This window comes from Agrobacterium sp. Azo12 (genome assembly GCF_029193765.2).
Classification (GTDB): domain Bacteria; phylum Pseudomonadota; class Alphaproteobacteria; order Rhizobiales; family Rhizobiaceae; genus Agrobacterium.
Genome location: NZ_JARFYO020000001.1, coordinates 164,912 through 176,867 on the forward strand (window position 1 = coordinate 164,912; position 11,956 = coordinate 176,867).

General features: G+C 54.2%; 9 protein-coding genes. 6 read left to right on the forward strand and 3 right to left on the reverse strand.

Annotated features, from left to right (window positions below; translation table 11 throughout):
* The first annotated feature begins 73 nt into the window (after nt 1–73).
* On the forward strand, nt 74–622 hold the full coding sequence (locus tag PYL13_RS00730) for a L,D-transpeptidase family protein (protein ID WP_275643367.1): 549 nt from the start codon (nt 74–76) through the stop codon (nt 620–622).
* Between the two features lie 71 nt (nt 623–693).
* On the opposite strand, the gene PYL13_RS00735 is transcribed toward PYL13_RS00730, so the two are convergent.
* Nucleotides 694–1,278 (reverse strand): CarD family transcriptional regulator, encoded by a 585-nt coding sequence (locus tag PYL13_RS00735; protein WP_192490477.1) that lies wholly within the window; start codon nt 1,276–1,278, stop codon nt 694–696.
* Nucleotides 1,279–1,824: 546 nt separating this feature from the next.
* Between PYL13_RS00735 and PYL13_RS00740 the strand changes: the two genes are divergently transcribed.
* Together PYL13_RS00740 and PYL13_RS00745 are read left to right on the forward strand one after the other, a co-directional pair.
* Complete coding sequence (locus PYL13_RS00740; RefSeq protein ID WP_275643368.1) at nt 1,825–6,582, forward strand: NAD-glutamate dehydrogenase; 4,758 nt, start codon at nt 1,825–1,827, stop codon at nt 6,580–6,582.
* Between the two features lie 158 nt (nt 6,583–6,740).
* A complete protein-coding gene (locus tag PYL13_RS00745; RefSeq protein ID WP_275643467.1) occupies nt 6,741–8,060 on the forward strand; it encodes an MFS transporter in 1,320 nt (439 codons plus the stop codon).
* Nucleotides 8,061–8,118: 58 nt separating this feature from the next.
* Here PYL13_RS00745 and phaR read toward each other — a convergent pair whose 3' ends face one another.
* Complete coding sequence (gene phaR, locus PYL13_RS00750) at nt 8,119–8,700, reverse strand: polyhydroxyalkanoate synthesis repressor PhaR (RefSeq protein ID WP_192490479.1); 582 nt, start codon at nt 8,698–8,700, stop codon at nt 8,119–8,121.
* Nucleotides 8,701–8,923: 223 nt separating this feature from the next.
* Between phaR and PYL13_RS00755 the strand changes: the two genes are divergently transcribed.
* From PYL13_RS00755 to bfr, 3 genes are all read left to right on the forward strand, one after another.
* On the forward strand, nt 8,924–10,105 hold the full coding sequence (locus PYL13_RS00755; protein WP_259149043.1) for an acetyl-CoA C-acetyltransferase: 1,182 nt from the start codon (nt 8,924–8,926) through the stop codon (nt 10,103–10,105).
* A 285-nt stretch (nt 10,106–10,390) separates the two neighbouring features.
* Entirely contained in the window at nt 10,391–10,702 is a 312-nt protein-coding gene (locus PYL13_RS00760; RefSeq protein WP_192490481.1) for a (2Fe-2S)-binding protein, read from the forward strand.
* Nucleotides 10,668–11,153: a bacterioferritin gene (gene bfr, locus PYL13_RS00765; RefSeq protein ID WP_192490482.1), complete on the forward strand. Its 486-nt coding sequence runs from the start codon at nt 10,668–10,670 to the stop codon at nt 11,151–11,153. Before PYL13_RS00760 ends, bfr begins: the two co-directional genes overlap by 35 nt.
* Nucleotides 11,154–11,240: 87 nt before the next feature.
* Here bfr and PYL13_RS00770 read toward each other — a convergent pair whose 3' ends face one another.
* A complete protein-coding gene (locus PYL13_RS00770) occupies nt 11,241–11,900 on the reverse strand; it encodes a YggS family pyridoxal phosphate-dependent enzyme (protein ID WP_259149042.1) in 660 nt (219 codons plus the stop codon).
* Between the last annotated feature and the right edge of the window lie 56 nt (nt 11,901–11,956).

Genomic DNA, 11,956 nt, shown 5'->3' on the forward strand with positions numbered 1-11,956 from the left:
GGTTAACGTCGCATTAACCATCGAATATTTGATATGACAGCGATCTCTGGAAGTGGGGTAAATCAGGAAATCCATGGCAAAACCACGCGGCGAAATGCGCAACTACTCCAACTGTCTAGTCGTGCGACCAGCTCCCGGTCAAAAAAGCCGGGCACTTTTGCAATATTGTGGGCTGACATTTCAGGCCGCCATTGGCCGTAACGGTCGCACAGTCCTGAAAAAAGAAGGCGACGGCAAAACACCTATTGCCAGCATGCGCATTCTGGACGGCTTCATCCGCGGCGACCGTCTTAAAAATGTGCGCTCGCCTTTGAACCTGAAACGGGTCCACAAAACCATGCTGTGGTGTGACGCACCCGACCATGCCTCTTATAACCGGCCGGTTTCTGCGCCCTTCAAGGCCAGCCATGAAGAATTGATGCGACAGGATGGTCTCTACGATATCTGCATCGTTCTGGACTGGAATATTTCGACACGCAGTCGCAATCGTGGATCGGCGATATTTTTCCACCTGATCCGGCCCGGATATCAGCCGACGGCTGGTTGCGTCGGGCTTAGCCTGCGTGACATGCAACGGTTGTTGCCACATCTGCGCAAAGGCATGACGCTCAAGGTTATCTAGGCCTGGAATATAGACGTAAAAAAAACCCGCCATCACTGACGGGCTTTTTTTAAAGACTGAAAAAGCTGGGATTATGCAGCTTCTTCCTGGGAATCATCCGCGTCACTTTCGTCTTCTTCAACGACTTTGCCGCGTTTTGGTCCCTTGTTGAGGTTGGTTTCAACCAGACGGACAGCTTCTGTTTCCGACATCTTGTTAACGGCAGCGATTTCGCGTGCCATGCGGTCAAGTGCGGCTTCATAAAGCTGGCGCTCGGAATAGGACTGTTCCGGCTGGTTTTCAGCGCGGTACAGATCGCGAACCACTTCTGCGATAGCGATCAGATCGCCCGAGTTGATCTTGGCATCGTATTCCTGGGCACGGCGGGACCACATGGTCCGCTTTACCTTCGCCTTGCCTTGAACAACCTTCAGCGCACGCTCAACGAAATCAGTCTCGGAAAGTTTGCGCATGCCAATGCTTACCGCTTTGGCAACAGGAACCTTGAGGCGCATCTTATCCTTTTCGAAGTCGATGACAAAAAGCTCAAGCTTCATGCCAGCCACTTCCTGCTCTTCAATAGCGGAAATGGTGCCGACTCCATGAGCGGGATATACAATCGCTTCGCCGGTCTTGAATCCGTGGCGCGCCGGAGATTTCTTCTGCTGGGTCGTCATTCGTTCTAAAAACTCCCTGTTACACACCCGGAGTTTTCTCCGGGTTCGGGTCGGTCAGGCCCGTATGAGACGGGGGAAACCGTCAGGTGACTCCATACTGATCCAATCCAGCACGCATAAAAAAACACCATCGCAATCGTAGATTCGATAACATAAAACTAGACTATGTCACGGAGACAACGTGCAAAATGATATTTGCTTTCGTGGCGGTTTCGGGCACGCAAAATGCCACTAAGTGGATCAGTTCTTTTGGTGTATCACAAAAATACGTGGAAATCAATAATTTGCTTCAATCGTGGCGAAGCGGCCACGCTTTTGGTGGCAATAAGGTGGCTTGGCCGTTAATTTCACACTGTCCACAGTGATGATTTTTCCGGCCTAAAGAGATTCGGACGCCCTTACAAACAAATTTTCAGTTTTTGGACATTTTTGCGAGATTCCGCCTCAAAACTATTCATATTTAGCGTCCATGATCGCGATTCGAAGGGCAAGAGGCCCAAAAAATCGCAAAACTGTATTGGATTCGTCGTCCGCACGGGGGAACACATGGTCTACAGGAATAATCCCAAGAAAGAAAAACAGCTCTCTCAGGCCAGTGAGGTTGCGAAATCACTGAAAAAGCCATTCCTCGACACCGCGCTTCTTTATGGGCGTGCAAGTGCAGACGACCTTGAAAACTATTCTGCCGCCATGCTGGCAGCAACCGCAGCCCATACCCATAATGAGTTAGCCAAATGGAACGGCAAGAAACCGCATGTCGACATCAGCCAGATTGATGGCGTTTCGCCAAAGGGCGTTCCAGTCTGCATTCTGACGGTGATCGATCGCAACATGCCGTTCCTTTATGATTCCATCATGGGGGAGGTCACCAGCAACCACCGCGATCTCTATCTGGCGGTTCACCCTATTCTCGTGGCCGACAAGAAGGCCAGCGACAATTATCATCTGGCGGCAGGCGATAGCGACCCTGCAGACAGTATCAGTCTAATTCAACTGCATATCGCACCGATCGCCGCTCATGCGGCAGCCAATCTCATTGAACGGCTGCAGACCATCCTTGAACAGGTTCATTCCGCTTCCAACGACTGGAAGCCAATGCTGGCCAAACTCGACACGGCCATCAGCGAGTTGGCAGAGCGCGGTTCGGACCGTCGCAAGGCCGAGCGCACAGAGGCTGTTGCTTTTCTCGAATGGCTGCGTGACAACAACTTCACTTTCCTTGGCATGCGCGACTATAGCTATTCCGGCAAGGGCAAACATGCCAAGGTTGAACGCGGCGATGAAACCGGGCTCGGCATTCTGACCAATCCGGATGTGCGCGTACTGCGCCTCGGCAAAGATGCCGTTACAACGACACCAGAAATTCTGGCGTTCCTTGATGGCCCTGATTTCCTGATCATCACCAAAGCCAACGTGAAGTCCGTTGTGCACCGCCGCGCCTATATGGACTATATCGGCGTGAAGCGTTTCGATGTTGACGGCAATGTCATTGGTGAACTACGCATCGTCGGCCTGTTTACCGCAACCGCCTACACCCGTCAGGTCAAACACATTCCGCTTCTGCGCGCCAAGGCGGCAGCGGTCGAGCGGCATTTCGGTTTCGACCAGAACAGCCACTCGGGCCGCATTCTGCAGAACACGCTGGAATCCTACCCACGTGACGATCTGTTCCAGATCGAAAATGATGTGATGGTTCGCTTCAGCGAACAGATCATGGATCTCATCGACAGACCGCGCGTGCGTGTCCTGCCGCGTATTGACCGTTTCGACCGTTTTGTATCGGTCATCGTGTTCGTACCACGTGAGGAATACAACTCGCTGGTTCGCGAAAAGATCGGCGCCTATCTCAGCCAGGTCTATGAAGGCCACGTTTCCGCTTATTATCCGGCCTTCCCGGAAGGTGCGGTGGCACGCGTTCACTTTATTATTGGTCGCACCGACGGCAAGACCCCACGCATTGCCCAGGACAAGCTGGAAGAGGCCGTCAGCGATATCGCAGCCCGCTGGATCGACCATTTCGACGCGCTGGGTGAAGCCGGTGCACCGACACTGGATGTCGATCAGGCTTATAAGGAAGCCTTCACACCGGAGGAAGCCTTTGGTGATATGACCGATATCATCGCCTGCGCGGCCGGTGATGCAATACGTATCGAGTTCTATCGTGCGGCCGGTGAACGGCAGGAACATCTGTCCCTCAAGATCTTCCATCGCGACGGCCACCTGCCGCTGTCACGCCGCGTGCCTTTGCTGGAAAACCTTGGCTTCAGCGTCATCAGCGAACGCACATTCGACATCGGCGTCGTCAAGGATGACGAAAACCGCCATATCGTGCTGCATGACATGGAGCTTTCCATTCAGAACGGCATGACGATTGACCTCGCCAAGCACGGCCAGCAGCTTGAAGACGCATTTCTCGCTGCTTTCAGCGGCCAGGTCGACAACGACAACTTCAACCGCCTTGTGCTGGCAACCGGCCTGACAGTGCGTGAAGTGTCTGTACTGCGTGCCTATGCGCGTTACCTGCGCCAAACCGGCATTGTCTACGCTCAGGAGCACATTTCTGAGACGCTGTTCAAATACCCCCATATCGCCCGCGATATCTTTGAACTGTTCCGCCACGGTTTCGATCCGAAGCTGTCGGAAAAGAACCGCCCGCGCAAACTGTCTGAACTGCACAAGGCCATCGAAACCGGCTTGGCACAGGTGCCAAGCATTGATGAAGACCGCACATTGCGCCGCTACGTCAATGCCATCGATTCCACACTGCGCACCAACTATTTCCAGAAGAATGAAGACGGCACGCCAAAGGCAATGCTGGCCTTCAAGTTCGATCCGCAATTGCTGGATGGTCTGCCAGACCCGCGTCCGTTCCGCGAAATCTTCGTATACGGCACGGAAGTCGAGGGTGTTCACCTGCGGTTCGGTAAAGTCGCACGCGGTGGTCTGCGCTGGTCGGATCGCGGCCAGGATTACCGCACCGAAGTTCTCGGTCTGGTCAAGGCTCAGCAGGTCAAGAATGCCGTGATCGTTCCGGTTGGTGCCAAGGGCGGTTTCTTCCCGAAGACCCTGCCAGTTGGTGGCAGCCGTGATGAAATCTTCAACGCTGGTCGTGAAGCTTACAAGACCTATATCCGCACGCTTCTGTCCATCACCGACAATATTGTCGGCGACGACATTATTGCACCGGCCGATACGCTGCGTCTTGATGGTGACGATCCGTATTTTGTGGTGGCAGCCGACAAGGGCACTGCCACCTTCTCCGATACGGCAAACGGTCTGGCCCAGGACGCCGGTTTCTGGCTGGATGACGCCTTTGCCTCGGGTGGTTCCGCCGGTTACGACCATAAGAAAATGGGTATTACCGCACGCGGCGCATGGGAAACGGTGAAACGCCACTTCCGTGAAATGAATATCGATATCCAGACAACCCCATTCACCGTTGCCGGTGTGGGTGACATGTCCGGTGACGTGTTCGGCAACGGCATGCTGCTGTCGGAGAAAATCCGCTTGATCGCGGCATTCGACCATCGTGACATCATTATCGATCCGAATCCGGACACCGATGTTTCCTTCGCCGAAAGAAAGCGCCTGTTCGATCTGCCGCGCTCCAGCTGGCAGGATTACAATCGCGCCACGTTGTCCAAGGGTGCGATGATTATCTCGCGTGCGGAAAAATCTGTAACGCTGACACCCGAAGCTGTCGCGGCAATCGGCATCGACAAGGCCGTGGCAACACCGGCTGAAATCATGACCGCGATCTTGAAATCGCCTGTGGACCTGATGTGGTTTGGCGGTATCGGCACCTACATCAAGGCGGCAGCGGAAACCAATACTGAAGTCGGTGACCGCAGCAATGATGCCATCCGCATCAATGCCGGCGAGGTTCTTGCCAAAGTAATCGGTGAAGGCGCCAACCTTGGCGTCACCCAGAAGGGCCGTATCGCCTATGCATTGACCGGTGGCCGATGCAACTCTGACGCCATCGACAACTCGGCTGGCGTTAACTCCTCTGACGTTGAGGTGAACATCAAGATCGCCCTGTCACCGGCGGTCAAGGACGGCAGACTGCCGATCAACAAGCGCAACCAGCTGCTGTCTTCGATGACCAGTGAAGTGGCTTCACTTGTGCTGCGCAACAACTACCTGCAATCACTGGCCATCTCGCTTGCCGAGCGCAAGGGGCTGGAAAACCGTGAAGAACTGGGGCGCCTGATGAGCGCACTGGAAGCGGCCGGCAAACTGAACCGCAAGGTGGAAACCCTGCCGAATGACGCGGAGTTCACCGAGCGTTACACCGCCGGAAAACTGCTGACCCGTCCGGAAATCGGCGTCCTGCTGTCCTATGCCAAGTTGACACTGTTCGATACGCTGGTGGCCAGCAATCTGCCTGACGACGCCTATCTGCAGCATCTGCTGGTTTCCTACTTCCCGGCAAAAATGCAGAAGAACTATGCTGGCGACATCGAAGCCCATCGTCTGCGCCGTGAAATCATCGCAACGGTGCTTGCCAACGATGTTGTCAATCGTGGCGGCCCGGGCTTTGTGCAGAAACTGTGCGATGCCAGCGGTTTGCTTGCTGCTGACGTGGTGAAAGCCGCAATCATCGTGCAGGACGGTTTTGGTCTTGACCGGTTGTGGGACGCAATCGACAAGCTCGACAATGCTCTGCCGGGCGACATCCAGAACGGTCTCTATGCTCGTGTCTCGCAGATTTTCCTGGATGCGACACGGCTGTTCCTGCAGACCCAAACAATGGATGACCGCTCGATGGGCGATGGCATTGCCCGTCTCAAAGATGCGATCAAGAGCCTGCAGCCGCTGCTCGTCAAGCGTTTGCCATCGGCGGATGTTCTGGAAGAAAACGGTGTGCCAACAGAACTGGAGAAAGAACTCTCCGTCCTCGCACATCTGGTCTTCACACCGGAAATCATGCAGATCACGGAACGTGCTGGCACCACGCTGACGCGTGCGGCAGAAAGCTACGCTTCCGTGTCGACCACCTTCCGCGTGACCAGACTGTTGGAAGCAGGCAGCCGTATCATCACCGGCGACCACTACGAGAGCCTCGCCCTGTCACGTGGACAGGACCTGATTGCCTCCTCACGCCGCCGCATCGTCATCTCGGCGCTGACTGCATATCCCAAGGAAAAAGATCCGGTGCAGGCATGGTACGCGGCTGACCGCGTACGCGTGAACCGTATTGCCTCGGAGCTTTCCAGCCTGACGGATACCAGTGAACTTAATCTGGCACGGTTGACGGTAGCAGCCAGCCTGCTGTCCGATATCGCGCAGGACAAGGTCTAAAAAACAACCATGCCCGGCTCCGTCACCATGGCGGAGCCGGGCATCTTTCACTATTGAAGAGACGTACTATTATCTGATCCCTTGCCAAAACGGGGCTGCCTTTGACCGAGACTTCGATTGAGACAGCCGTCAGCAAACGCGGCATTCGCGGATGGATTATGTTTGACTGGGCAGCCCAGCCCTTTTTTACGGTTGTCACCACCTTCATCTTCGGACCCTATTTCGTATCGCGCCTGACAAGCGACCCGGTTTCCGCGCAGGCCATGTGGAGCAATACGGCGACCATCTCGTCTATCATTATTGCCATCCTGTCGCCGGTTCTCGGTTCAATTGCCGACCAGTCTGGCGCGCGAAAGCCGTGGATCGCCTTTTTTGCGACTATCAAGATCGCCAGCCTGTTCATGCTGTGGTTTGCCGCCCCCGGATCGCCCATCCTGTGGCCGGTACTGTTTATGATTCTCGCCTCGATTGCCGCAGAGTTTTCAATCGTCTTTAACGATTCGATGATGCCGAGGCTGGTACCCTCACGCGAGATCGGCAGGCTTTCGAATATCGCCTGGGGGCTGGGTTATCTCGGCGGCATGATCGTTCTGATCGGCGTGGTGGCTTTGCTGGCCGCCGACCCACAAAAAGGCACCACGATCATTGGTGTGCAGCCACTCTTCGGGCTTGATCCGCAACAAGGCGAAGACGCCCGGATAACAGGTCCCATCTCGGCCGTCTGGTATCTGATTTTCGTGATACCGATGTTTCTGTTTACGCCAGACGCTCCCAAAGGCCTGGCATTTAAAACAGCGATCCGCCAAGGCATTCACGAATTGCGTGGCACCTTGCAGGAACTGCGCAACAGACCTTCCCTGACCCGCTTTCTGATGGCACGGATGATCTATCAGGACGGCGTAAACGGACTGCTGATCTTGGGTGGGGTTTTCGCGGCCGGCATGTTCGGCTGGGCAACCATGGAAATCGGCATTTACGGCATCATCCTCAATGTCGTCGCGATTTTTGGATGCATGATTGCCAGCTCGCTCGATAGCCGTATTGGCTCCCGAACAACCATCCTGATCAGCCTCATATTACTGCTTGTGGCGACGTTGGGCATCGTTTCAACGGAAAGAGGTTCGACCTTATTTGGACTGCTGCAATTATCGCAGGACGACAATGGCGGGATTTTTGCCACCGGGGCCGAAAAGGCGTATCTGCTGTTTGGCATTCTGATCGGTTTTGCCTTTGGTCCAGTACAAGCTTCGTCACGTTCCTATCTGGCAAGGAATGTCGCTCTGTCGGAAGCTGGCCGATATTTCGGCATCTATGCGCTGACCGGCCGTGCCACAAGTTTCATGGCCACACTGTTTTTCTCAATCGTGACCTATGCCACGGGCTCTGCACACCTTGGCATGGCAACGTTGCTTATCTTTCTGGTAGCGGGGCTGCTGCTGATGTTGCGCGTTCCCGACACAATCAAAACAGCCAACTAAGACGAAACTACTAACGAGGAATATGAGGCACCTCCCAATGCCTCATATCGCCGCTCATTCAGTGGTCGAGGCGATCCAGACGGTGCTGGATGACTTTCAACTGTGCCTTCAGATCATCGATTTCCGATGCACCAAGTCTTGGTTCACGATCGCTGGCTGGTTTGGTTGCCAGGAATGGTGAAAAAGCCTGAAGGTTCTGTCGAAAATTTTCTGTATTGCGACGCACCTGTTCATCCACGGCCGGAACCGGAATATCCTTGGCAAGCGGCGTGTTACCGAAAGTGCGGTTCACCTGATCGCGAATCTGTACCTGCTGCTCCGAAAAAGACCGGAGTGACTGGTCAAGGAATGCCGGAACGAGTGTCTGCATCTGATCGCCGTAATAGGAAATCAGCTTGCGCAGGAACGATACGGGCAGCAGCGAATTTTCGGTTTTCGCTTCCTGCTCGAAAATGATCTGCGTCAGAACGGTGTGGGTAATGTCTTGAGATGTCCGGGCATCAAGAACCTTGAACTGCTCTTCCCGCCGGACCATCTGGGCCAGATCGTCAAGCGTGACATAGGTGCTGGTGCCGGTATTGTATAAACGCCGGTTGGCGTATTTCTTGATGATTATCTCATCACTGATGCGCTTCGCCATTCTCGCCTCCTCACGATATAGCAAATTATAAATCTATGGTGTTTCATGCTCTCCCGTCGGCAAGTGTAAGCGCAAATGTGACGCTATGACAACAGAATTGTGCGTCGCAATAGCATAATGTGCAGTGCAGTCATGCCGATTGCTTCTCAAAGCCTGCGTGAACAACATTTGACTTGGCTGATATGCTTTGACAGTCTGCCGCCCTCTCAAGAGGAGACAGAGCATGACTTCCCCGTCCATCGTCATCGCCAGCGCTGCGCGCACTGCGGTTGGCTCATTCAATGGCAGTTTTGCCAACACACCAGCCCATGAACTGGGCGCAGCGGTCATAAAGGCCGTTCTGCAACGGGCAAATGTCGAAGCATCCGAAGTCGACGAAGTCATTCTTGGCCAGATACTCACCGCCGGCGCCGGCCAGAACCCTGCACGTCAGGCCGCCATGAGCGCGGGTATTCCGCAGGAGGCGACCGCCTTTGGCATCAACCAGCTATGTGGCTCCGGACTGCGCGCGGTCGCACTTGGCATGCAGCAGATTGTTGCCGGTGACGCCGAGATCATCGTGGCTGGTGGTCAGGAATCGATGTCGATGGCGCCACACTGCGCGCATTTGCGCGGTGGCGTAAAAATGGGTGACTTCAAGATGGTTGATACCATGCTGAAGGACGGCCTGATCGACGCCTTCCACGGTTACCACATGGGCATCACCGCTGAAAATATTGCCCGCCAGTGGGATTTGTCACGCGAGGTTCAAGACAGCTTTGCTGTGGCATCGCAGAACAAGGCAGAGGCCGCTCAGGCGGCCGGCCGTTTTGACGACGAGATCGTGCCCTTCACCATCCAGAGCCGCAAGGCCGAGATCATCGTCGACAAGGACGAATATATCAGGGCGGGCTCCACCATCGAACTGCTTGAGAAACTGAAACCAGCCTTCGACAAAGACGGTACGGTCACCGCCGGGAACGCATCAGGGCTTAACGATGGCGCAGCAGCCGTCCTGCTGATGACGGAAAATGCAGCGCGGCAACGTGATATCCTGCCTCTGGCACGTATTGTTTCATGGGCAACCGCCGGTGTGGATCCGAGCATCATGGGAACAGGGCCGATCCCTGCCTCTCGCAAGGCGCTTGCAAAGGCGGGATGGTCGACGTCAGACTTGGGACTAGTAGAAGCGAATGAAGCATTTGCCGCCCAATCTTGCGCAGTTGTAAGGGATCTGGAACTCGATCCGGCCATCGTCAATGTCAACGGCGGCGCTATTGCGATTGGCCACCCAATCGGGGCCTCCGGTGCCCGTGTTCTCAATACGCTGCTGTTTGAGATGAAGCGCCGTAACGTCAGCAAGGGAATGGCTACCCTTTGTATTGGTGGCGGCATGGGTATCGCCATGTGTGTTGAGGCAGTGTGAGTAACGACTACAACCTTTCGTTTTATCGCCTGTGGAATTACAAACATCGCGCATTCATAACTGCGGCATTTTGTCGCAGTTATTAGAGAATTGAAAATAAGAATACTAAAATTTTTACGCTCGCTGAATTCACTAAGTAAATGAAAATACGATAAATTCCATCAAGTTTAGAATGAATCTAATTTATTCGGAAAACAATTTGGCGATGCTTTTTCTTGACAATTAGCATCCTGTTTTGCTTTAAGTGCAAAAACAATATGTTGCGTAGTACGGTCTAACTTCACCATGCTGGTTTGTAGCTGCAATTACATCACTGACCACGACATCCGGGACGTCATTAACGAGCTCCTGGACGAAGACTGTTGGCAGCTCATCGTTCCTGCAAAAGTGTACCACGCGATGGAAAAACGGGGTCGCTGCTGCGGCTGTTTTCCGACCGTCGTAGACCTTATCATCAAGACAACCGAAGAATACCACGCCCGTCACCACTCGACGGAAGCCGAAGTTTTTGATTTCATGTCCCGCCTGAGACAGTTCCATGATGAAAACAGGAGAGCGGACATTGAAAGGCGACAAAAAAGTCATCGAGCGGCTTAACGAGGCACTGTTCCTCGAACTCGGTGCAGTAAACCAGTACTGGCTGCACTATCGCCTTCTTGACGACTGGGGCTACACCAAGCTCGCAAAGAAGGAGCGCGCTGAATCCATCGAAGAGATGCAGCACGCCGACAAGATCATCAACCGCATCATCTTCCTTGAAGGTCATCCGAACCTGCAGACCGTTGCACCGCTACGCATTGGCCAGAACGTCAAGGAAGTGCTGGAAGCTGATCTGGCTGGCGAATACGACGCACGCACATCCTACAAGAAGTCGCGTGACATCTGTTATGAGGTCGGTGACTACGTATCGATGAAGCTGTTCGAAGAACTGCTGATCGATGAAGAAGGTCACATCGACTTCCTCGAAACCCAACTTGAGCTTCTCGGCAAGATTGGCGAAGAAAAATACGGTCAGCTCAACGCTGATTCCGCCGACGCCGCTGAATAAGCGACAGGATACGCAAGGCTTGTGCCTTGCAAACGAAAGCCCCGGTTTTGCCGGGGCTTTTCATTTTACGGGTCTTTAAAACGATATTCAGCGCGATCCGAAGATGGCCGACCCGACCCGCACACTGGTTGCGCCGAATTCGATCGCCGTTTCAAAATCCCCGGACATGCCCATGGAAAGCTTGTTCAAGCCACACTCCTTGGCAATTTTGGCCAGCAGCGCAAAATGTGGACCTGGGTTCTCATCGGCTGGAGGAATACACATCAGCCCTTCGACGGGAAGTTTCAGCTCATCGCGGCATAAAGCTACAAATGCAACGGTTTCCCGCGGATCAATGCCCGCCTTCTGCGGCTCCAGCCCGGTATTGACCTGCACATAGAAGCGAAGTGTACGGCCCTGCTTCTGGCATTCGTCCGCCAGTGCCCGGGCAATCTTTTCCCGGTCAACGCTTTCGATCACGTCAAATAGCGCCACGGCATCGGCCGCCTTGTTGGATTGAAGAGGTCCGATCAGCCGCAGTTCAATATCAGCGGTTTCCTGCTTCAGATCAGGCCACTTGCCCTGCGCTTCCTGGACGCGGTTTTCACCGAAAATCCGCTGCCCGCACGCAATCACCGGCCTGATATCATCGGCATCGAACGTTTTCGAAACCGCAACAAGTGCGACATCGCCAGCCTTGCGACCGGATTTCTTGGCCGTTGTTGTTATGCGGTTATTGACCTCTGCGAGGCGTGCTTCGATTTCCATGATGCCGCTTTCATTCCTGATAATACCAGCAATTACCTAGACGCCACACTATCGAA

What these genes read in the sequence shown, in the direction of transcription:
- PYL13_RS00745 (WP_275643467.1), top strand. Translation starts at nt 6,741, where the DNA reads ATGTTTGACTGGGCAGCCCAGCCCTTTTTTACGGTTGTCACCACCTTC.
- PYL13_RS00760 (WP_192490481.1), top strand. Translation starts at nt 10,391, where the DNA reads ATGCTGGTTTGTAGCTGCAATTACATCACTGACCACGACATCCGGGAC.
- PYL13_RS00740 (WP_275643368.1), top strand. Translation starts at nt 1,825, where the DNA reads ATGGTCTACAGGAATAATCCCAAGAAAGAAAAACAGCTCTCTCAGGCC.
- PYL13_RS00730 (WP_275643367.1), top strand. Translation starts at nt 74, where the DNA reads ATGGCAAAACCACGCGGCGAAATGCGCAACTACTCCAACTGTCTAGTC.
- PYL13_RS00755 (WP_259149043.1), top strand. Translation starts at nt 8,924, where the DNA reads ATGACTTCCCCGTCCATCGTCATCGCCAGCGCTGCGCGCACTGCGGTT.
- PYL13_RS00735 (WP_192490477.1), bottom strand. Translation starts at nt 1,278, where the DNA reads ATGACGACCCAGCAGAAGAAATCTCCGGCGCGCCACGGATTCAAGACC.
- phaR (WP_192490479.1), bottom strand. Translation starts at nt 8,700, where the DNA reads ATGGCGAAGCGCATCAGTGATGAGATAATCATCAAGAAATACGCCAAC.
- PYL13_RS00770 (WP_259149042.1), bottom strand. Translation starts at nt 11,900, where the DNA reads ATGGAAATCGAAGCACGCCTCGCAGAGGTCAATAACCGCATAACAACA.